This is a genomic window from Glacieibacterium frigidum (assembly GCF_007097155.1).
GTDB lineage: Bacteria > Pseudomonadota > Alphaproteobacteria > Sphingomonadales > Sphingomonadaceae > Glacieibacterium > Glacieibacterium frigidum.
Genome location: NZ_VJWA01000002.1, coordinates 1,127,413 through 1,148,270 on the forward strand (window position 1 = coordinate 1,127,413; position 20,858 = coordinate 1,148,270).

Consider the following 20,858-nt stretch of genomic DNA (forward strand, 5'->3'; position numbering starts at 1 on the left):
TTGTTAGCGATGATGGGCCGTCGATGCCGTGACCGTAACCGGCGCGGTCGCGTGCCGTCAGTGCGATGCCTCAATTGCCTGAGCCCCGAGCGAGCCCGACGTCGGGATGGCAGTTGCAGGATGGTTGCACTCGACGCGACGCTCGGCCTCGAGCACGAGGCGGGCAAGTGCCGGAAGCACGAGCAGCGTCAAGGTCGTAGCGGAGATCAGCCCGCCAATTACGACGGTTGCGATCGGCTGCTGAACCTCTGCCCCTGTACCGGTTGCCAGCGCCATCGGCACAAAGCCAAGCGAGGCGACCAGTGCGGTCGTGACGACCGGGCGCAGCCGTGCAAGGGCGCCTTCGCGGATGGCATCAGACACCGGACGACCATCTTCGATCAATCGCAAGATGCTCGACATCATCACGAGTCCATTGAGCACCGCGACGCCCGACAGCGCGATGAAACCGACCGCCGCCGAGATCGAGAACGGCATGTCGCGCAGCCAGAGCAGCACGACGCCGCCGGTCAGCGCGAGCGGCACCGCCGAAAACACCATCGCCGCGCGCCGCCACGAGCCGAGCGCGAGAAACAACAACCCGAAGATTGCGGCGAACACGGCGGGCACGACGAGTGTCAGTCGCGCCTGCGCGCGCTGCAGGTTCTCGAACGCACCGCCCCATTCAAGCCAAGAGCCTGCCGGCACCTGCACATCCCGCGTCACCCGGTCTCTTGCATCAGCAACGAACCCGCCGAGATCGCGACCGCGTACATTGGCTTGCACGACGATGCGCCTCTTGCCCTTGTCGCGGCTGACCTGGTTTGGGGCATTGCGGACGACGAACCGCACCAGCTGACGAAGCAGCATGACGCGGTCATCGCCCTCGCTGGTGTGCAGCTTCACGGGCAGTGCACCGAGCGCATCGAGGTCGCGGCGCAGCGTGTCGGGCATTCGCACGACGATGTCGAACCGCCGATCCCCTTCGAAGATCTGGCCGGCGGCGCGTCCGCCGAGCGCGACCTGCACGGCGTCGGCGACTTCGCGCACCGTGAGGCCGGCAGCGGCGATTGCGGCCCGGTCGAACTCGACGCTGAGTGCGGGCACGCCCTCGACCTGTTCGACGCGCACGTCTGCACTGCCGGGGGTGGCACGCAGGCTCGCCGCGACGCGTTCGGCGACGGGCAGCATCGACGCGAAGTCGTCGCCGTAGACACGTACCGCAACGTCGGATCGAACGCCGGCAATTAGCTCGTTGAAGCGCAGCTGGATCGGCTGGCTGAACTCGAAGTTGTTACCGGGTACGCGCGCCAGCCGCGCCTCCAGACCCTCGACGAGCTCGGACTTCGGCAAGCCGGGGTCGGGCCATGCGCTGCGTGGCTTCAGGATCACGAACCCGTCGGTCACGTTCGACGGCATCGGGTCGCTGGTCACCTCGGCGGTACCCGTCTTGGCGAACACCAGCGCGACCTCGGGTGCCGCCATCAGCGCGCGCTCGACCTGCGCCTGCATCGCCGTCGACTGGTCGAGCGAGATCGACGGGATCCGCACCGCCTGTACCGCGATGTCGCCTTCGTCGAGCGTCGGGATGAATTCGCGGCCCAGCGTCGTGAACAGCGCAAGCGCGACCCCGAACGCCGCCGCCGCGCCGCCGATGAAGAGCCACGGCATTGCCAGCGCACGATCGAGCGCGGGGGCGTACAGGCGCGACGCGCCGGCCATGACCGCGCTCTCCTTTTCCGCCACGGGCCTGGTCATGAGGATAGCGACCATCGCCGGGACCAGCGTCAGCGACAGGACGAATGCCGCAACGAGGGCGAGCACGACCGTCGTCGCCATCGGCGCGAACATCTTGCCCTCGACCCCCTGGAACGCGAACAGCGGCAGATAGACGAGGATGATGATGCCCTGCCCGAACAGCGCAGGCCGCACCATCTCGCGCGTCGCGTCGCGGACGACCTTGAGCCGTTCGGCGAGCGGTAGCGCCCCGTCGCGGCCATGCTGGCGCTCGGCCAGGCGGCGCAGGCAGTTCTCGACGATGATCACCGCCCCGTCGACGATCAGCCCGAAGTCGAGCGCGCCCAGCGACATCAGGTTAGCCGACGTCCCCGTCTCGACCATGCCGATCGTCGCGAGCAACATCGAGAACGGGATGACGAGTGCGGTGATGACGGCAGCGCGGATGTTGCCGAGCAGCAGGAACAGTACCACGACGACGAGGAGCGCGCCCTCGGCGAGGCTCTTGGTCACGGTGTCGATCGTCGCGTCGACAAGCTTCGACCGGTCGAGGGTAACGCGGATCTTGACCCCGGGCGGCAGCGCGCGACCGATCTCGTCGAGCTTCGCGACGGTCGCCTGCGCGACGGTGCGGCTGTTCGCGCCGGCCAGCATCAACGCAGTTCCGATGACGACCTCGCGTCCGTTCTCGGTCGCCGAACCGGTGCGGACCTCGCGGCCCAGGCTGACAGTGGCGACGTCGGCAACGCGAAGCGGAGCGCCGCCGCGGCTGGCAATCACGGTCTCGCCGATAGCCGAGCCTTCGGCGATCCTTGCGTCGGCGCGAACCGCCAGACCTTCGCCGCCGCGATCGACGGTGCCGGCACCGAAGCCGAGGTTCGCGTTCTGCAGCGCCTCGACGAGATCGGTCATCGACAGGCCGAGCGCGGCCAGACGCGCCGGATCGGGCGTCACCGCGTACTGCTTCACGTAACCGCCGATCGCATCGACGCCGGCGAGGCCGGTCACCTGCCGCAGCTGGGGCCGGACGATCCAGTCGAGGACTGTGCGCAAATAGGTCACGCGCGCCGCCTCGTCGGCCAGCTTCTCGCCCTCGGGCGTCAGGTAGAAACCCCCGGCCTGCCAGCCCTGCCGCCCCGCCATACGCGGCGCGCCCCGGCCGCCCGGATGTTCGAACTCGACCGTGAACATCACGATCTCGCCGAGGCCCGTGGTGATCGGCCCGATCACCGGCTCGACGCTGGCGGGCAGCGCGTCGCGCGCCTGCGCCAGCCGCTCGGCGACCTGCTGGCGGGCGAAGTAGATGTCGACGCGGTCCTCGAACACCGCCGTGACCTGGGCATAGCCGTTGCGCGACAGCGAGCGCGTGGTCTCAAGGCCGGGGATGCCCGACAGCGCGGTCTCGATCGGAAAAGCGACCTGCTTCTCCATCTCGACCGGCCCCAGCGCCGGGTCGGCGATGTTGATCTGGACCTGGCGATTGGTGATGTCGGGCACGGCGTCGACCGGCAGCTGCGTCAGCATCGACGCACCGTAACCGGCGGCAACGACCGCGAGCACGACGATGTGCCAGCGGCGCGCGACGGCGAAAGCGAGGAGGCGGTCGATCAATGGTCGTGCTCCGCTTCGCCCTTGCCGAGCTCGGCACGCAGGATGAAGGCGTTTGCGACGGCGATGCGCTCGCCGGGCTTGAGCCCCGACAGCACGGCGGTGCGTGCGCCGGTGCCCGGTCCCCGCGTCACCTCGCGCGGCGTGAAGCCCCTTTGGGTCCGCACGAAGACCAGCGACTTGCCGTCAACCTCCTGCACCGCGTCGCGCGGCACGCTCAGCGCGCCCCGTGTCGCCGAGCCGCTCCGCGACGCGATTCGCGCAGTGACCAGCTTGCCGACCGCCAGTTCGCCGTTGGTGTTGCCGATCTCGACGATCGCGGTCGCAGCACCCGTCGCCGGGTCGATCGTCGGGCTCAGCGACTTGATCCTGCCCGTGTGGCTATGGCCCTCGCCCTGCGCCTCGAGCGTGGCGCGGCCGCCGACGGCCACTCGCCCGAGTTCGCGCGCCGGCACGAGCAGTTCGGCCCAGACGATGCGCTGATCGGCGATGCGGAACAGTGCCTTGGCGGCATCGACCGTCTCGCCGGCGCGCGTATCGACGGCCACCACCGCGCCGGCGATCGGCGCGGTCAGCGTGAAGGTGCGGCTGCCGCTGCTGCCTGCGGACACGCCGAGGGCGCGCAGGTTTTCGGCAGCGAGGCGCGTGTCGACGCGCGCAGCATCGCGCGCCGCCGCCGCTTGCTGATACTCGGCCTGCGCCGTCACGCGCTTGCGATACAGGGTCGCCTCACGTGCAAAGGTCGCGTCGGCGAGGGTCTCCGAACGTGCCGCACGCGCATGGGCAGCCCGCGCCTCGGCGACCTCACGGCTGTCGATGACCGCGAGCGGAGTGCCGACGCGAACGCGGTCGCCCAGCTTCGCCACGAGGCGCACGACGGTCCCCGCCACCCGCGCCGTCGTCTGGGCTTCGGCGTTGGCGGCGGGAACGATGCGTCCGCTGGCGGTGACCTCGCCGGCGAACATGACGTCGCTGACCGCCTCGACCTCGATGCCCGAAGCGCGGATCTGCGCGGCGTCGAGGACGAGTTCGGCAGGCGCATCGTTGTGCCTTGGTTCGGCCTTATCGGACGCGGCTTTAGCCTCGGCCTGGGCAGGCTCGGCGACAGGCCTCAATTGGCCGAGCCAATAGCCTCCAGCGCCCGTCGCGAGCGCCAGCGCCGCCGCACCGCCCAGGATGAGCCAGCGCGGGATTGCGGTCATCTCGACCATCTCAGTTCTCCTCGCGGGCGTCGGCGCGGAATAGCGCGGCGAGCGCGCGGGCCCGGTCGAGCCGTGCGTCGATCAGGGCGCCGCGTGTCGTGTTGTAGGCCGTCTGCGCGTCGATCAGCTCGATCAGCGTGAACTTGCCCGCCTGATAGCCACGCCGGGCAATGCGCAGCGCCTCCTCCGCCTGTACCTGTCCAGCGCCACCCAGCGCTGCCAGCCGACCGTCTGCGGCTGCCAGCCGCGCCGCCGCGTCACGCCGGGCGCGCATCGCGTCGATCCGAACCTGGGCGAGATTGGCGTCCGCCACCAGGCTGTCCGACCGAACAGCGGCGATGGTGTCGGTGTTGCGATTGCGGATCGGCAGCGGGATCGACACGCGGGCGACGAAGGCCGTGTTGCGCGTTTCCGAGAAGCGCCGGAACCCGCCACCGAGCACAGGATCGGGAACGCCGTCGCTGCGCGCAAGGTCGATCCGCGCGCGCGCCGCGTCGCGTTCGGCCGCCGCTATCCGCTCTCCGATACCGGGAGAATCGATCGGCGCCAGCGGCGGGCGCTCGTCCTGGCTCTGCACCGCATACAGTCCCTCGCTGTCGACCCCGGACAGTGCCGCCAGTGCCCGTTGGGCCGTGCTCAATTCACCTTCAGCCGCCGCGCGTGTCGCGGTCGCATCGGACAGCAGCGCATCGGCACGAAGCTTGCGCAGCGGCGGCTCCTTGCCCGTGTCTACGAGCAAGCCCATCGTGCGAACCAGTTCGCGGGCGCTGCGGATAACGTCGTCGGCAAGTGTCAGCCGCGCCTCTGCCGCTGCCAGCGCCGCGTGCGCGTCCCGAACATCGCGGGCGATGTCGGCGCGGGTCCGCACCAGGCCGAGCCGCGCAACTTCGACTTCGCCGCGTGCAACGCGCACCCGCGCACTGCGCTTGCCGCCCATTTCAAGTCGCTGGCTGACCTCTAAGGTCGTCTCGGTCGACCGAAAGTCCCGGTAGGGACCGGTGCCGCCAAGATTTTCGAAGGTCAGCCCAACCTCGGGATTGACCGACACGCGTGCCTGACGCGCCCGCGCCGTGGCGGCCTCGAGCTGTTCTCGAGCTGCAGCCAGTCGAGGCGAGGCATCGGCACGTGTAAGCGCGTCTATCAGCGTAACGGGCGCGGCCGATGCAACACCGCTCCACGCGAGAGTAGCGAGGGCGATCGACGCCCGTCGCATTACGAATATCATTGAATGTCTCCTGATCCGCAGAGACGGCACGTGACAGGTCACGCACCGGCGAGAGGCGGGTCAGGCTGTCGGCGGCTGCGTCGGTGGGGCCTGCGAGCGCGAAGAGAGGCTTGCGCTGCGAGACAGAGGCAAGCGCTGCGCGACAACCATCATATCACGTACGACGGTCCCCGTGCGCGACTGGAGCGCGTGGGCGCAATGATGGTGATGCGAGCCCGGCGCGTCGATAGGCTGGCGGTCGGCACCATCCAATCCGGCCGCATCGCAATGCTCGTCGGCGGCGGTGACGGCACAGCCGTGCGCGGCATCGAACGCGCCTGCCATCGCCGGCACGCCAAGACCGGCAAACAGCGCGACGATAATCGTCAGCAGGGCAAGGGTCCGGCGCACGATGGCAGCATAGCACCGCATGCCCGAGTCACCAATGCGCCCGACTACCGTTACCGTTAGCTCGTACCTGCGTCGACGGTCTCATCCACGTGGCCCCGCTCGCGCCGCCCGACACGTGCATTGCTCACCGAAATTGCTCGCGACCGCCGACGAGGTTCGCCATTGCCGTCGACGACAGGCGAAAGCCGGCAGGGTCGTCGGCGATGTATCCGCCGACCTGGCTGCGGTGCGCCGCAATCGCCCACCGCTTTACAGCACGGTAGCGACCGGCGACTCGCACAGCGCGATCGGCGCGCGACCAGACTGCATAACGGATCAGCGGCAGGCCAAGCCGGCATGTTGCCAAACTGGCGAGAGTAAACGCCGCCTTGTGATCGGGGTGGTGATCTGCGTCCGAGGTGACGAGCACGACGCCGGCCTTCAGCGCGACCAGATGACGGCTTAACTGGATCGCCTTCCCGTGCTCCAGAACCTGGCTATCGCTCCAGCCCAGACGGCGCAGCGGCGCATTACTCGCTCCGAGCCGCGCCATGGACCGCTTGAGCTCTGCGATCCGAAGACGACCAAGCGCAGCTGGCGGCCAGCGTTTGGATCTCGGGTGCGACGCGTCCCCGTCGGTCAACACGATCACCGCGACCTCCGTACCGCGTCGCATGGCATGCGCGATAAGGCGGCCGCACCCAAGCGTCTCGTCGTCGGGATGCGGAGCGATGACGACAAGGCGACGACCGGCGGCGCAGCGCAGGATGGCCTCGACATCGATCGACCGGAACGAGGCAGCGCGGCAGGGGTTCGACACGGATGCGGAATGCCTGGCTGCCGAGCGACGTTCCAGATCCCGATCATGCGCTGGAGGCCGTCGCCGTGCGCATCTGGCAGCGCGCGGCCGCAGTCGATGCGGCGGCAGCCTTTCCTGCCAAAGATATCGCCGACCTCGTGACATCGGGAACGATCGCTGCGTGCGCCGATCTGCTCGATGACAACGCGTTGCCCATCCTCTCGACAATCGGCGCGGCGAGCCTGACCGTCGGACGGCTGTTCGAGGGGCATCTCAATGCGGTCAAGCTTGCCAATCGCTACGGCGATGCCGAGGCCACTGACATCGTCGCTGCCGAGATCGCAGCCGGGCGCATCTTGGGCGTGTGGAATGCGGAGCGTGGCGGCGGCGTTACCGCCACGCGCATCGACGGCGGCTATCGCCTCGACGGCGGCAAGGTGCACTGCTCGGGGGCAGGTACGATCCGCAGGCCTGTCGTGACCGCAAGCCTCAATGGCGACACGCAGATGTTTCTGCCCGATCTCGTCAGTCCCCGGGTCGGCATCGATCTCGCGATCTGGCGAGCGGCTGGGATGCGGGGCACCGCGACCGGCAGCGTCACTTTCGACGGCCTCGAAGTCCCCGACGCGGCGGTGCTGGGGAGCCTCGGCGATTACTACCGCAGCCCGTGGTTCTCGGGCGGAGCGTGGCGGGTCATCGCAGTTCAGCTCGGCGCGCTCGACCGCATCATGGCGCTGCACGCTGACCGGCTGCGCGACGATCCCGTGGCGCGGGCGCGCTTCGCCGCGGCGGCGGGCGCCCACGAGGCAGCGCGTCTCCACGTTCGCGAGGCCGCACGGCGCGCCGAGACGCCCAACAGCAACCCGGAAGAGATCGACGCCTATGTCGATCTCGCGCGCGGCACGTTTGAAACCGCAGCACTGACGATCATCGAGGCGACGCGACGTAACGTCGGACTGTCGAGCTTCATCGCCCCCGATCCGCTCGACAGGTGTCTGCGCGACCTTGAGACCTACCTGCGCCAGCCATTCCTCGATGCATCGCGCGATCACGCGGCGCGCTGGCTCGCGGCACGCGGTGGGCGGTTCTCGGCATGACCGGCGACGCGCGCGATCCCGGCTATTTCGATGCGCTTTATGCCGCCAATGCCGATCCATGGCGCTTCGAAACCAGCTCGTACGAAGCGCAGAAGTACGCCGAGACGATCGCCGCCTTGTCCCGGTCGCGCTATGCTGATGCGGTCGAGGTCGGTTGCTCGATCGGCGTCCTGACCGAGCAGTTGGCGTCACGAGCCGACCGGCTACTCGGCGTAGACGTCGCGCAGGCAGCGCTCGACAAAGCTGCAGCACGATGCGCGGCGCTACCGCACGTCCACTTCGCCAAGCTGCGCGTGCCCGACGATGCTTTGCCGGGGCGCTATGACCTGATTGTCCTGTCGGAGGTGCTCTACTACTTCGACCAGCCGACGCTGTTGCGAGTGTCGGAGCGGCTGCGTGCCACAGCGATGCCGGGCGCCGATCTTGTTCTCGTGCACTGGCTCGGCGAGACTCCCGATTATCCGCAGACCGGGGACGAGGCGGTCGAGGCCTTCATAACCGCGATTGGCGATTGGGCCGTGGTCACGCGGCAAGAACGACGCCAGGACTATCGGCTCGACGTGCTGCGCGCCGCTCCAGCAGACTGATAAGCTGCTCGGCGCGTCGAACTTCTTCGGTCAGATCGGCGGGGCACAAGCGTCGCCGCGCCAATTGCGGCGACAGCGCTTCGGCCTGCGCCCATGCTTCGGAAAAATCTCTGCCACGTTCTCGACGAGTGCGTGCGCGGAGCAATAGACGACGGACGAGCACCCGCGTGGGCTCGAGCGCGGCGTCGCATGGCGCGGTCGTGCCGGCATGGCTCGCGAGCAGATCTGCAAAGCCGCCCGGCGCACGGCCGATGCGGCGTGACGAGGTGAACACCAGCGGCGCATGACTGCGACGCAGGCGCAGCCCCGCGCGCTCCACTGCGTCGGCAAGTGCACGATCCTCGGCAAGCGCGACCGAGGGGACCCCGCCCACCGCGCGATAGGCGTCCACGGTTAGCGCAAGGCTCGCCCCCCAAGCCCAGATGTGACGCGGCCACGGATCGTGCGGGCGGGGATCGATAAGATGTTCGAGGCGCGCGTGGAGCGAGGCGAGATGCCATTCTGCTGCGCGGTGAAGCAGTGCGGGCAGCGTCGCGCGCGCCGCCGCATCGAAGGTAATGATGCCTGCGACCGCATCTGCGCCGCCAGCGATCTCGCCGAGATTGCTTGCGATCCAGTCGATGTCGACCCGGCTATCGGCGTCAGTGGTCATGACAACGCCGCCGGCGCCGGCGAGGTCAGCGGCCCGGTCCATGACATAGCGCCGGGCGCCGCCCGCGTGCGACTGTTCGGGGGGCAGTGCGACTTCATCGACGATGATCTTCGACCATCGAGCAACGTATGACCGGGCCGTAGCAGCAGTCGCGTCGGAACAATTATTGGCACTGACAACGATCGTGACCGGGCCGGCAGTGCGTCCCGCCGCGTCGTCGAGAGCGGCAAGACACTGCAGTATATCCGCCGCCTCGTCGCGCGCAGGCACTCCGACGACGACCCGCCGTAGCTCTCCGGCCGGCAGCGTTGGCAATCTCAGATTGTCACGGGAAAGCCACATCGCCTTCGCAACGATCCCGACGGCAACTGGTTTCGCGCCGCCGGCGTAGACAACGACGGGGGACCGGCTCCTCCGAGTACGTGCCTATTTGCGGCGCGCGCGGAACCGGCGCGCACCGCTGTCGTGCGATGCGCGCCGGTGTCGGCGTCAGACAGTCTGCAGAGGCCTCGCGCGCGTCCGCCGCGCTAGTGCCCCCACGGCGCCGAAGCCGATGATCAGCATTGCCCATGTGCCGGGTTCCGGCACCGCGGCGATCGCCGGAGCGGTCGCGGCGTTGCCGAGCGTCGCGCCGGTCAGGTCGCCGACGCCGAACGCCGCGGTCAGCGCGCCCGCCGCGGTCGAGGTCAGCTGCAGACCGAGCAGCGGATTGTCGAGGTCGGTCAACTGCGCGACGCTGATCGACGTCAGGTCGAAGCCGAACAGTGCCAGATTGGTGCCGAGAGTGGTATCGTTAAGCGCCGCATCGCCGAACAGGATGCTGGCGGTGGTGTCGATGACGAAGTTGCCGAGCGCCAGCGTGTTGGTGCCGTTCGACAAGGTGATGCCCGAGCCATCGTGGCGGATCTGGCCCGCCAGTGCCGCGTCGAGGAAGCCGCCGATGATGGGGAAATTGACGGTTAGGCCCGGTCCGGTGACCGTTGCGCCGCCGGTCACGCCGGCGGTCAGGCCAGTGAGTGCGCCGGCGTTGAACGCAACGCGCGTATCGCCGCCGGTCACCGTCAGTGCCGATGCGAGGGAGGGCACGAACAGCGCGGCCGCGACAAGAGCGGCGCGGATCGAGCGGGTTCTGGCAGATACAGTCATGGGGGGCTCTCCTGTCTCTGATTGACCGGCTAAGGCCGGGCGTGGGCTCACGCTGGGCGGTTACGACGCGTCCCGCCGAAAGACGCATCCGTTACGGAGCCGATAAGTGTATTGCGCGAGGTAGAAAGTCTTTGCGGTAACGTACTGGTCAGCTGCGCAGCATCTCGGGCATATTCGAGCGGCCCGGTGGCCTTCGATCAGGATATCTGTTGCAAGTGTCGCAATCCGACCTGCCCGACGCGATCGAGCCCCGGATACGTCTCGTGGTCTCGCAGCCCGACGACGGGCTGACCAACGATATGATGAAGGTCGCCGCTGGAGACAGGGAGGCGCTGCGCCGTGTCTATGCAGCCACGATGCCGCGCCTGCGGGCCATTGCCTTGCACTTTCTTCGCGATCACCATGATGCCGATGATGTCATTCACGACGTGTTCCTGACGGTCTGGCAGAAGGCCGGACAGTACCAGCCCGGCATGGCGCAGCCACTGGCCTGGCTGGCTGTCGTGACGCGCAACCGCTGCATCGACAGGCTGCGTCGCAAGGCGCGGCAGGGCACCGAAACGCCGGTCGACGATCATCTCCACGCCGTCGCCGTCGATGGCCACCACGATGCCTTCGCATCCTCCGACATGCTGCTGCGCTGCCTCGGCGAGCTCAACACCACGCAGCGTGCCGCGATCGAAACCGCTTTCTTCGAAGGCCTGACCTACGAAGACATCGCCGCCCGTCACGGGGCGCCGCTCAGCACGATCAAGAGCCGGGTGCGCCGCGGCCTTGAGAAGCTCCGTATCTGTCTCGAACCATGAGCCGCGAACCCGACAAGACCTGGCTGCCGCCACTTGAAGCCCATCTCGGGCTGACCGGTCCTCTGGCGGGCGATCCCGACCGGCCCGACGCGGCGACGCTCGGCTGGGTGCGGCGGCTGCTGCCCCTGTACGAGCGGCTGCCTGCGGCACCGGTCGACATGGCGATCTGGGAACGGATCGACCGGTCGCTGTCCCCTGCGGCGGTACCCCAAGCGCGGCCGGAGCGGCGGTGGCAGATTGCGACCGCGGCCTTCGCGGCGCTCGCCGCCGGGCTCGCCGCGATCTTGATCCTCGGCCGGCCCGCCAGCATCATCGCTCCCCCGGCCGCGCCGCAGCAGCTTCTGCAGCCATTGACCGCCGCCCTGCTCGGCGAGGGCGGCGGGGCGGCCCGGCCGGCCTTCGTCGTCGCGACGACGCCGGGCGGGGGGGCGCTGCGCAGCAACCCAGGCAGTGCGCCCGAGGTTCGGGGTCACAGCTATCACCTCTGGGCCGTCACCCCGGGCGGCCATGTTTATCTCGGCACAGTCAGCCCGAAGATCTCGCATTCGCTGATAGTGCCCGATCAGGCTCGGGCACTGCTGCAGAACGGCGCAGCGCTGGTGATCAGCCTCGACCCCGCCACCAAGCCGCCGGCGCAGCCCGGTCGCGTCGTCGCCGAAGGGCAACTCGCCCGGCTTTGACGCTGCTAGGCCGCAACGAGCCGGTCTGAGGCGGGAAAGAAGCGATTGGCCGGGCGCGCCAGCCCAAGATGTTCGCGCAGCGTCGTTCCCTCATACTCGCGGCGGAACAGGCCGCGGCGCTGCAGTTCGGGCACGACGCGGTCGACGAAGTCATCGAGGCCGCCTGGTAGCCATGGGAACATGACGTTGAAGCCGTCCGAGCCGCGTTCGACAAGCCACTCTTCCATACCGTCGGCGATGGTCTCGGGTGTGCCCACAAAGGCAAGGCCGGCGTAACTGCCGGCGCGAGCCGCCAGTTGGCGGATCGTCAGGTTCTTCGCGCGCGCCGCCTCGACGATGCGCTCGCGACCGCTGCGCCCGGCGTTGGTCTCCGGAATCTCGGGAAGCGGACCATCCGGATCGAAGCCCGATACGTCGTAGCCAAGCTGGCTCGACAGCGAGCCGATGCCGCTGTCGTAGTGGACGAGGCTGTCGAGGTGTGCACGCCTGGCCCGTGCCTCCTCGTCGGTGTCGCCGACCACCACGAAGGCCGCGGGCAGGATCTTGATGCCGCTCGGGTCACGACCGTACCAGCGCATCCGGTCATGGATGTCGGCATAAAAAGCCTTGCCTGCCGCTAGCGTGCTCTCGGCGCCGAAGATCACATCGGCAGTCTCGGCGGCGAGCTGTCGCCCGGGGTCGGACGCGCCCGCCTGCACGATCACGGGCCAGCCCTGCACCGGTCGCGCGATGTTGAGCGGCCCGCGCACCTTCAGTTCCGGTCCCTTGTGGTCGAGGACATGCATCCGTGCGGGATCGAAGTAGAGGCCATTGTCGACGTCGCGAATGAAAGCATCGTCGGCGAAACTGTCCCACAGGCCGGTGACGACGTCGTAGAACTCGCGCGCCCGAACGTAACGCGCGTCATGATCGAGATGGCTGTCGTAGCCGAAGTTGAGCGCGGCATCGGGGTTGGCGGTCGTGACGATATTCCAGCCGGCGCGACCCTCGCTGATATGATCGAGCGACGCGAAACGCCGGGCGATGTGGTAGGGCTCGTCGAAGGTTGTCGACGCGGTGGCGACCAGCCCGATGCGCGTCGTAGCGCCCGCAAGCGCCGACAGCAGAGTGAACGGCTCGAATGAGGTGACGGTATGGCTGCGCTTGAGCGCGTCGACCGGCATGTTGAGGACGGCGAGATGGTCGGCCATGAAGAATGCGTCGAACTTCGCGGCTTCCAACCGCTCGATATAGCGGCGGATCGCGGCGAAGTTGAAGTTCGCGTCGGGGAGGGCGCCGGGATAGCGCCATGCGCCGGTGTGGATGCTGACCGGGCGCATAAAGGCGCCCAAATGTAATTGACGGGTCGCGGCCATGGCCATCTCCGTTGCGAGTTTCACGCAGATTAGCCGAGCACCACAGGCACCGCTGCGAAGGACTTCGCTCAGGCGGGCAATCTGAACTTTCGAGCCACCGATAAGCACCCACCTGCTGGGCAGACCTGCCTGTCTCTCCGCTGGAGCTTCTCAAAGCACCAGGAAGGCCTAGCCAGGCTTCCCTACGGAAGGGCCTTTCAGTTTGAAGATTAGCGATATCGCTATGGAAGACCGGTGCCGCTTAGGTGACTCGAACACCTGACCCCATCATTACGAATGATGTGCTCTACCGGCTGAGCTAAAGCGGCGTACCCGGGAGGCGGGGGCTTAGCAGCGTGTTGGCGGGGCCGCAAGCGCGGGCGTGTGCGGCCGTATGCTGTGGCCGAGGGAGCCCGCCATGCACCACGTCACGCCGCCGCCACTGCCCGCCGAGCCGGCCTTCGAGGCACCGCCGCTGCTGGCCGCGGGCTCGGAGCGGCGGCTGACGGCGCGCGCGGCGCTTCGGCGCGGGGGGAGCCACGAATACCGCGACAATGCGCTGACCCTGGGCTTCGGCGTGGAAGGCGTGCACGTCGTCACGGTCGGCGACGCGGTGGCGGCAGCGTTCGGGCTGGCGCCCGGTCCGCTGCGGCGCGGCGACGACGATCTGGCGGGGCGGCTGCACGATGCGTGCGCGGCGTGCGTCGCGTCGGGTGCGGTCGTCGGGTTCGAGGCGGCTCTGCGCACGCCCGCGTCGGCGTGCGTGCTGCTGCGCGGCGTGCTGTTGCCGATCCGCGGCGGTGCGGAGGCGGTGCTGAGCTGGAAGGAGGTGCTGGGCCGCGAGGCGACGGCGCGGCTGCGTGGCGAACTGCGCGCCGCGATGGTGCCGCCGCCGGGCCCGCGGCCGGATCCGTTCGCCGATGCGCGCATGCCTTGCCGGGTCGCTGCCCGCGCCGCATAAGGCGCCCCGCGGCTGGGGACGGAGCGTAAGCATGGCGACCAACGTAGCGGCGGCGACCGATCGGACGCCAGCGCAACCCACTGACGCGACGGCCGAACGCCTGGGCGATGCGCTGTTCGGATCGGCGCTGCCGGGGGAGGCCGACGGCATCGACGCGGCGACTCGCGCCGACATCATCGCCTTCGTCGCCGACGCCGCGCGGGTGCGCGTGCCCGGTCGCGCCGCGCTGTCGCTCGACACCGCGCCGGCGGGTTCGCAGGCCGGCCGCCGCCGCCTGGCGCTGGCGATCGTCAACGACGACATGCCCTTCCTAGTCGACTCGGTCTCCTCGGCGATCACTGCGGCGGGGCTCGGCATCGACCGGCTGCTCCACCCGATCGTCGACGTACGCCGCGATGCCGACGGCACGCTGGTCGAGGTCGTCGGGCTGGCGCACGGCGCGGCCGGTGCGGCGACACGCGAGTCGCTGATCTACATCGAGCTCGAGCGTGCATCGGCGAAGGCGCGGGTCGAGCTGCTCGAGGCGGTCGAGGGCGTGCTCGCCGATGTGCGCGCCGCGGTCGCCGACTGGCCGGCGATGCTGAGCGCGCTACGCGGCGCGGCGCGCGGGCTGGCCGAGAACCCGCCCCCGGTCGTGCCGCACATGGCGGCGGAGGCGATCGCCTTCGTCGACTGGCTCGCGGCGGACAATTTCACGCTGCTCGGTGCGCGTCATTACGAGATCGACGGCGATCTCGACGATCCGATGTTCGTCCCCGTCGGCGACGCCGGGCTGGGGCTGCTGCGCGATCCCGACTACCCGCTGTGGGACGGCGATTCGGCCGCCGTGCCGCAGGCGCTGCGCCGCGAGCTCGCCAGTCCGGAGCCGCTGCTGATCACCAAGTCGGGGGCGCTGTCGACGGTTCACCGCCGCGTCGCCGCCGATCTGATCGCGGTCAAGGGCTTCGACCATGCGGGGCGCGTGGTCAGCGAGACGCGCTTCCTCGGCCTGTTCACCAGCGCCGCGCTGGCGACGTCGCCGCGCCAGGTGCCGCTGCTGCGCCGCAAGGTCGGCGAGGTCATCGACGCGCTCGGCTTCGCCAAGGGCGGGCATACCGGCAAGGCGCTGGTCCACGTCCTCGAGGCCTTCCCGCGCGAGGAATTGTTCGAGGCGAGCCCTGAACGCCTGAAGACGATGGCATTGGGGTTGCTGTCGCTGCTCGACCGGCCGCGCCCCAAGCTGTTCGCGCGTGCCGATCCGTTCGGGCGCTTCGTCTCGGTGCTCGTCTATGTGCCGCGCGATGCCTACACCAGCGGCGTGCGCGAGGCGGTCGGCAAGATGCTGACCGCGGCGCTCGGCGGCAGCCTGACGCGCTATGAGGTCGAGCTGCGCGCCGAGGGGCTGGCGCGCGTGCATTACGTGGTCGACACCACCGGCGACGCGCACGGCTTCGACGAGGCCGATCTCGACCGGCGCCTGAACGCGCTGGTGCGCGGCTGGGACGAGGCGCTGGAGACTGCGCTGCTCGACGCCAGCGGCGGCACGCGCGCGGCGCGGCTGACGCTGACCTACGGCAAGGCCTTCTCCGCCAGCTACCGCGCGCAATATTCTGCGACCGAGGCGGCGGGCGACGTCATCCGCCTGTCGGAGCTGGGCGGCGAGGATGCACGCGCGGTCGACCTGTACCGCCGTGCCGACGATGCACCGAACCAGCTGCGCCTGAAGATCTATCGCCTCGGCCAGATCATCGCGCTCAGCGACGCGGTCCCGGTGCTCGAGAATTTCGGCTTCCGCGTCATCGAGGAGTTTCCGTTCGATCTCGGCGGCGGGCGGCTGGGGTGGATCCACGACTTCCTGCTCGAGGTGACGGGCACCATCGCCTTCGACGACGCCGTGCAGCTGCGCGTCGAGGCGGCGCTGACCGCGGTGCTGACCGGCGCACAGGAGAACGACGCGTTCAACGCGCTGGTCATCGGCGCCGGGCTCGACGCCGAGCGCGTCAACTGGCTGCGCGCCTATTTCCGCTACCTGCGCCAGACCGGCGTCGCCTACGGCGTGCAGACCGTCGTCGATGCGCTGCGCCGCTACCCCGCGCTGACCGACACGCTGGTCGCGCTGTTCGAGGCGCGCTTCAACGGCAAGAGCGACGAGGCGGCGCTGGGCGCGGCGTTCGAGGCTGGGTTGGCGGACGTGTCGGCGATCGACGACGACCGGATCCTGCGCCTGTATCGCAGCGTCATCGTCGCGACGCTGCGCACCAACGCCTTCGTGCCCGGCGGGCCCGAGGCGCTGGCGTTCAAGCTCGACAGCCATGCCGTGCCCGACCTGCCGCCGCCGGTGCCGTACCGCGAGATCTGGGTCTTCTCCCCCCGCGTCGAGGGCATCCACCTGCGCGCCGGACCGATCGCGCGCGGCGGGCTTCGCTGGTCCGACCGCCGCGACGATTTCCGCACCGAGGTGCTGGGGCTGGTCAAGGCGCAGATCGTCAAGAACACCGTCATCGTGCCGACGGGATCGAAGGGCGGCTTCTATCCGAAGCAGCTGCCCGCACCGTCGAACCGCGACGCCTGGCTGGCGGAAGGGACCGAGGCGTACCGCATCTTCATCCGCGCGCTGCTGTCGCTGACCGACAATCTCGATGCCGACGGCGGCGTCATTCCGCCCGACGGCGTCGTCTGCCACGACGCGCCCGACCCCTATCTGGTGGTCGCCGCCGACAAGGGCACCGCGACCTTCTCCGACACCGCCAATGCGATCTCTGAGCGCCACGGCTTCTGGCTCGGCGACGCGTTCGCGAGCGGCGGCGCGCAGGGGTACGACCACAAGGCGATGGCGATCACCGCCAAGGGTGCGTGGATTTCGGTAGCACGCCACTTCCGCGAGCTCGGCGTCGACGTGCAGAGCGACCCGATCCGCACCGTCGGCTGCGGCGACATGTCGGGTGACGTGTTCGGCAACGGCATGCTGCTCAGCCGCTCGATCCGGCTGCTCGCAGCGTATGATCACCGCCACATCTTCCTCGATCCGAATCCCGACGCGGAGGCGAGCTTCGTCGAGCGCGAGCGGCTGTTCGGCCTGCCCCGCTCGTCGTGGGACGACTACGACAAGACGCTGATCTCGAAAGGCGGCGGCGTCTTCGCGCGCAGCCTGAAGGCGATTCCCCTGTCGCCCGAGGTGCAGGCGGCACTCGGCATCACGGCCGCGAGCCTGTCGCCGTCGGAACTGATCACCGCGATCCTGAAAAGCCCCGTCGACCTGCTGTGGTTCGGCGGCATCGGCACGTACGTGAAAGCGGCGAGCGAAAGCAGCGCGCAGGTCGGCGACCGCGCCAACGACGCGCACCGCATCAACGGCAGCGAGGTCGGTGCAAAGGTCATCGGCGAGGGCGCGAACCTGGGTCTGACACAGGCCGGGCGCCTGGAATTCGCAGCCAAGGGCGGGCGGCTCAACACCGACTTCATCGACAACTCGGCCGGCGTCGACTGCTCGGACAACGAGGTCAACATCAAGATCGCGCTTGGCGCGGAGGTCGCCGCGGGGCGCCTGACGATGGAGGATCGCAACGTCCTGCTCGCCGCGATGACCGACGATGTCGCGGCGCTCGTGCTGCGCGACAATCATCTGCAGACCCAGGCGCTGAGCATCGCCGAGCGTGGCGGTGCCGCGAGCCTGCCGGGCCATATCCGGCTGATCCAGACGCTCGAGGCGTCGGCTGCGCAGCTGAACCGCGCGGTCGAAGGGCTGGCGTCGGACGATGTGCTCGTCCAGCGCGGCCGCGCCGGGGGCAGCCTCGAACGGCCCGAACTCGCGGTCGTCATGGCCTACGCCAAGATGGCGGTCTACGACGCGCTGGTCACGAGCAAGCTCGTCGACGACCCGCTGCTCGTCGCCGACCTGCACCTCGCCTTCCCCAAGGCGATGCAGGAGCGGTTCGCGCCCGCGATCGACGGCCACCGGCTGCGCCGCGAGCTGATCGCGACCAAGCTGGCCAATGCCGTCGTCAATCGCGGCGGGCTGACCTTGCCGTTCGAGCTCGCCGAGGAAATGGGCGTCGGGCTCGATGCGGTCGCCAGCGCCTTCGTCGCGGCGCGCGCGCTGTTCGATTTCCGCGCGCTCTGGGGTTCGATCGAGGCGGCGGCGGTGCCGGGGCCGGTGCAGCTCGACCTGCACGTCGATGCGGTCGCGGTGCTGCGCACGCAGATGGCCGACCTGCTGCGCTCGGGCGGCGGGCTGATGCCGTCGGACATCGTCGCGCGGCTGCGCCCCGGCATCGACAAGCTGGGCGACGGGGTGTTCGACCTGCTGCGCCCCGAACCGCGCGCGCTGATCGAGGCGGCGCGGACGCGGCTGACGACGCTGGGTGCACCGGCGGAGGTTGCAGACCGGCTGCTCCGCATCAACGCGCTCGACGGCGCGGTCGGCGTCGGGCTGCTCGCGGCCGACCTGGGGCTCGACCCCGCAGCCACCGCGGCGGCCTACACGCGGCTGGGCGAAGCGCTGGGCCTCGACTGGGCCAAGGGTGCGGCAGCGGCACTGACACCGGCGGACCCTTGGGAGCGGCTGCTCCAGGCGGGGCTGGTGCGCGATTTCGAGCATCTGCGCCTCGACCTGATGCGCCGCGTCGTGCCGCAAGGCGGCGATCCGCTGGCGGGCGTCGAGGACTGGCTCGCGGCCGACGCAGACCGGACGCTGCGCATCGCCGGGCCCGTGGCGCGCGCGCGCAGCGGCGGCGCGGTGACCACGGCGATGCTCGCGCACCTCGCGGGCCAGGCACGCGGCGTGCTCGCCTGATGCGTATCGCGACGTTCAACATCAACGGCATCAACGCGCGCCTGCCGCGCCTGCTCGACTGGCTGGGCGAGGCCAAGCCCGACGTCGCGTGCCTGCAGGAGCTGAAATGCCCCGACGAGCGCTTTCCGCACGCCGAGATCGAGGCGGCGGGCTATCATGCCCTCGTCCACGGCCAGAAGAGCTGGAACGGCGTCGCGATCCTGTCGAAGCACGAGGCCGTCGAGACGCGGCGCGGCCTGCCCGGCGGCGATGACGACGAGCAGTCGCGCTACCTCGAGGCGGCGGTCGACGGCGTGCTGATCGGCGCGCTGTACCTGCCCAACGGCAACCCGATCCCCGGCCCCAAGTTCGACTACAAGCTCGACTGGATGGCGCGCCTCCACGCGCACGCGGCCAGCCTGCTGGCGACCGAGATGCCGGTCGTGCTGGCCGGCGATTATAACGTCTGCCCGACTGCGGAGGACGTGTTCAGCGAGCGCGCGATGGCCGACAACGCGCTGTACCAGCCCGAAAGCCGCGCCGCGTTTCGCGCGCTCCTCGCGCAGGGCTGGACCGACGCGATCCGCGCCATCCAGCCGACAGGGCGGGCGTACACTTTCTGGGATTATACGATGGGCGCCTGGCCGCGCGACCTGGGCCTGCGCATCGATCACCTGCTGCTGTCGCCCGTCCTCGCCGACCGCCTGGTCGATGCGGGCGTCGACCGCCAGAACCGCGCCGCCGAAAAGGCAAGCGACCATGCGCCGACGTGGATCGAGATTCGGGGCTAGAGCGCCTTCTCGTACACCCGGTAGGTCCGCGTGATTTCGGCCCCGATGATCTCGGCGATCGACCGCATCGGGCCGTTGTCCTCGAGGATCCAGCCGATCTCGGCGCGTGTCGCGCCATAGTTGCGGACCGTCGCCTCGCGGATCAGCTCGATCAGCAGGAAGGCCATCAGCGACGCGTTGCGCGTCCCCTGGAACGCCTTGCGCACCCCCATCAGCGGCACGCGGATGCGCTTCACCTTGGGTTTGCGCAGCCGCCACAGCAGCTTGGCCCAGCCGGACGGGAACAGGTCACCGTGCAGGTCGCGGAGCTTCTCGTTGAGGTCGGGCAGCGCGATCATGAAGGCGACGGGCACGCCGTCGTATTCGGCGATGCGGATCAGGTCGGGATAGACGATGGGCTTCAGCTTCTTGCCGACGAACGCAACCTCGGCATCGGTCAGCGGGACATAGCCCCAGTTGGTCGCCCAAGCGTCGTTGAGGATGTCGAGGATCAGCGCTGCCTCGTTGGCGAAGTCGGCCTTGACCACCTCGCGGATGCGGATGCGCGAGGCCTTTGCCGCCGCCCCGACGATGCGCTGCACGGCGGCCGGGAAGGGGACGGTGTCAACCTCCCAGGTGTGCAGCTCCTTGATCCCGGCATAGCCGGCGCGCTCGATCAGCGGGGCAAGCCACGCGCGGTGGTGCGCCATCATCACCGTCGGCGGACCGTCGAAGCCGGAGACCAGCACCCCGGGCTCGTCCCAGATCGACAGGCTGAACGGCCCCTGCGCGCGCACCATGCCGCGGTCACGCAGCCAGTTTTCCGCGGTCGACAGCAGCAGGTCGGCGACGGCCTGGACGTCGATGCATTCGAACATGCCCCAGTGGCCGGTGCCCGCACCCATGTGCGTCAGCACCAGTTGGTCGACCTGCGCCGAGATGCGGCCGACGACGACGCCGTCGCGCTCCGCCAGCCAGAAGGCCGCCTCGGCGTGGAGGAACCAGGGGTTGGATTTCGCGCCCGAGATCAGCGCCGTCGCATCCTGCTTTAGCGGCGCGACCCAGTGCGGATCGTCGGCGTAGAGGCTGAACTGCAGCGCGACGAACGCGCGGCGATCGGCGGCGGTCGTTACAGGGCGGATCGAAAGGGCCATGG

General features: G+C 69.3%; 16 protein-coding genes and 1 tRNA gene. 7 read left to right on the forward strand and 10 right to left on the reverse strand.

The genetic code is table 11. The annotated features are described in order from the left end of the window. Positions 1 to 57: 57 nt before the first annotated feature. The 5 genes from FMM06_RS14935 to FMM06_RS14955 all read right to left on the reverse strand — a co-directional run bounded on the left by FMM06_RS14935 (position 58) and on the right by FMM06_RS14955 (position 6,940). Complete coding sequence (locus tag FMM06_RS14935) at positions 58 to 3,327, reverse strand: efflux RND transporter permease subunit (protein ID WP_144335123.1); 3,270 nt, start codon at positions 3,325 to 3,327, stop codon at positions 58 to 60. Further along, positions 3,324 to 4,535, reverse strand: coding sequence for an efflux RND transporter periplasmic adaptor subunit (locus FMM06_RS14940; protein ID WP_144335124.1), 1,212 nt, complete (start codon positions 4,533 to 4,535; stop codon positions 3,324 to 3,326). Before FMM06_RS14940 ends, FMM06_RS14935 begins: the two co-directional genes overlap by 4 nt. A 1-nt stretch (position 4,536) precedes the next feature. Further along, positions 4,537 to 5,751, reverse strand: a complete 1,215-nt coding sequence (locus tag FMM06_RS14945; RefSeq protein ID WP_328591567.1) for a TolC family protein — start codon at positions 5,749 to 5,751, stop codon at positions 4,537 to 4,539. Between the two features lie 60 nt (positions 5,752 to 5,811). Next, complete coding sequence (locus FMM06_RS14950) at positions 5,812 to 6,141, reverse strand: hypothetical protein (protein WP_144335126.1); 330 nt, start codon at positions 6,139 to 6,141, stop codon at positions 5,812 to 5,814. A gap of 124 nt (positions 6,142 to 6,265) precedes the next feature. Then, positions 6,266 to 6,940, reverse strand: a complete 675-nt coding sequence (locus tag FMM06_RS14955; RefSeq protein WP_185965212.1) for a PIG-L deacetylase family protein — start codon at positions 6,938 to 6,940, stop codon at positions 6,266 to 6,268. Positions 6,941 to 6,942: 2 nt separating this feature from the next. Between FMM06_RS14955 and FMM06_RS14960 the strand changes: the two genes are divergently transcribed. Together FMM06_RS14960 and FMM06_RS14965 are read left to right on the forward strand one after the other, a co-directional pair. Continuing rightward, positions 6,943 to 8,016, forward strand: coding sequence for an acyl-CoA dehydrogenase family protein (locus tag FMM06_RS14960; RefSeq protein WP_144335128.1), 1,074 nt, complete (start codon positions 6,943 to 6,945; stop codon positions 8,014 to 8,016). Continuing rightward, on the forward strand, positions 8,013 to 8,603 hold the full coding sequence (locus FMM06_RS14965; RefSeq protein WP_144335129.1) for an SAM-dependent methyltransferase: 591 nt from the start codon (positions 8,013 to 8,015) through the stop codon (positions 8,601 to 8,603). The genes FMM06_RS14960 and FMM06_RS14965 overlap by 4 nt, the downstream gene beginning before the upstream one ends. Here the strand turns inward: FMM06_RS14965 and FMM06_RS14970 are convergent. Continuing rightward, positions 8,539 to 9,570: a glycosyltransferase gene (locus FMM06_RS14970; RefSeq protein WP_185965213.1), complete on the reverse strand. Its 1,032-nt coding sequence runs from the start codon at positions 9,568 to 9,570 to the stop codon at positions 8,539 to 8,541. The genes FMM06_RS14965 and FMM06_RS14970 overlap by 65 nt on opposite strands. 174 nt (positions 9,571 to 9,744) lie before the next feature. Beyond that, complete coding sequence (locus FMM06_RS14975; RefSeq protein WP_144335131.1) at positions 9,745 to 10,401, reverse strand: PEPxxWA-CTERM sorting domain-containing protein; 657 nt, start codon at positions 10,399 to 10,401, stop codon at positions 9,745 to 9,747. A 215-nt stretch (positions 10,402 to 10,616) separates the two neighbouring features. Here FMM06_RS14975 and FMM06_RS14980 point away from each other — a divergent pair, with 215 nt between their 5' ends. Further along, positions 10,617 to 11,207, forward strand: coding sequence for a sigma-70 family RNA polymerase sigma factor (locus FMM06_RS14980; RefSeq protein ID WP_144335132.1), 591 nt, complete (start codon positions 10,617 to 10,619; stop codon positions 11,205 to 11,207). After that, the gene (locus FMM06_RS14985) at positions 11,204 to 11,887 is read left to right on the forward strand and encodes an anti-sigma factor domain-containing protein (RefSeq protein ID WP_144335133.1); all 684 of its coding nucleotides are present in this window, start codon (positions 11,204 to 11,206) and stop codon (positions 11,885 to 11,887) included. The genes FMM06_RS14980 and FMM06_RS14985 overlap by 4 nt, the downstream gene beginning before the upstream one ends. A 5-nt stretch (positions 11,888 to 11,892) precedes the next feature. Here the strand turns inward: FMM06_RS14985 and FMM06_RS14990 are convergent, their stop codons facing one another. Together FMM06_RS14990 and FMM06_RS14995 are read right to left on the reverse strand one after the other, a co-directional pair. Continuing rightward, a complete protein-coding gene (locus FMM06_RS14990; RefSeq protein WP_235889335.1) occupies positions 11,893 to 13,350 on the reverse strand; it encodes an LLM class flavin-dependent oxidoreductase in 1,458 nt (485 codons plus the stop codon). A 127-nt stretch (positions 13,351 to 13,477) separates the two neighbouring features. Then, positions 13,478 to 13,550 (reverse strand) — tRNA-Thr (locus tag FMM06_RS14995). Positions 13,551 to 13,639: 89 nt separating this feature from the next. Here FMM06_RS14995 and FMM06_RS15000 point away from each other — a divergent pair. Genes FMM06_RS15000 through xth form a run of 3 tightly spaced genes read left to right on the forward strand, consistent with a single transcriptional unit; the run spans position 13,640 to position 19,723 of the window. Further along, positions 13,640 to 14,182 (forward strand): hypothetical protein, encoded by a 543-nt coding sequence (locus tag FMM06_RS15000; protein ID WP_144335134.1) that lies wholly within the window; start codon positions 13,640 to 13,642, stop codon positions 14,180 to 14,182. Positions 14,183 to 14,213: 31 nt separating this feature from the next. Continuing rightward, positions 14,214 to 18,953, forward strand: coding sequence for an NAD-glutamate dehydrogenase (locus FMM06_RS15005; protein ID WP_144335135.1), 4,740 nt, complete (start codon positions 14,214 to 14,216; stop codon positions 18,951 to 18,953). Continuing rightward, positions 18,953 to 19,723: an exodeoxyribonuclease III gene (gene xth / locus FMM06_RS15010; RefSeq protein WP_144335136.1), complete on the forward strand. Its 771-nt coding sequence runs from the start codon at positions 18,953 to 18,955 to the stop codon at positions 19,721 to 19,723. Before FMM06_RS15005 ends, xth begins: the two co-directional genes overlap by 1 nt. Here xth and FMM06_RS15015 read toward each other — a convergent pair. Then, positions 19,720 to 20,856 carry an N-acetyltransferase gene (locus tag FMM06_RS15015; protein WP_144335137.1) on the reverse strand — a complete coding sequence of 379 codons (1,137 nt, stop codon included), beginning with the start codon at positions 20,854 to 20,856 and terminating at the stop codon, positions 19,720 to 19,722. The two genes, xth and FMM06_RS15015, sit on opposite strands and share 4 nt — an antisense overlap. Positions 20,857 to 20,858 lie beyond the last annotated feature (2 nt).

Excerpts from the sequence above, each read along its gene's own strand:
- FMM06_RS15005 (WP_144335135.1), top strand. The coding sequence starts at position 14,214 with ATGGCGACCAACGTAGCGGCGGCGACCGATCGGACGCCAGCGCAACCC.
- FMM06_RS14945 (WP_328591567.1), bottom strand. The coding sequence starts at position 5,751 with ATGATATTCGTAATGCGACGGGCGTCGATCGCCCTCGCTACTCTCGCG.
- FMM06_RS15000 (WP_144335134.1), top strand. The coding sequence starts at position 13,640 with ATGCACCACGTCACGCCGCCGCCACTGCCCGCCGAGCCGGCCTTCGAG.
- FMM06_RS14975 (WP_144335131.1), bottom strand. The coding sequence starts at position 10,401 with ATGACTGTATCTGCCAGAACCCGCTCGATCCGCGCCGCTCTTGTCGCG.
- FMM06_RS14965 (WP_144335129.1), top strand. The coding sequence starts at position 8,013 with ATGACCGGCGACGCGCGCGATCCCGGCTATTTCGATGCGCTTTATGCC.
- FMM06_RS14960 (WP_144335128.1), top strand. The coding sequence starts at position 6,943 with ATGCGGAATGCCTGGCTGCCGAGCGACGTTCCAGATCCCGATCATGCG.
- xth (WP_144335136.1), top strand. The coding sequence starts at position 18,953 with ATGCGTATCGCGACGTTCAACATCAACGGCATCAACGCGCGCCTGCCG.
- FMM06_RS14940 (WP_144335124.1), bottom strand. The coding sequence starts at position 4,535 with ATGGTCGAGATGACCGCAATCCCGCGCTGGCTCATCCTGGGCGGTGCG.
- FMM06_RS15015 (WP_144335137.1), bottom strand. The coding sequence starts at position 20,856 with ATGGCCCTTTCGATCCGCCCTGTAACGACCGCCGCCGATCGCCGCGCG.
- FMM06_RS14985 (WP_144335133.1), top strand. The coding sequence starts at position 11,204 with ATGAGCCGCGAACCCGACAAGACCTGGCTGCCGCCACTTGAAGCCCAT.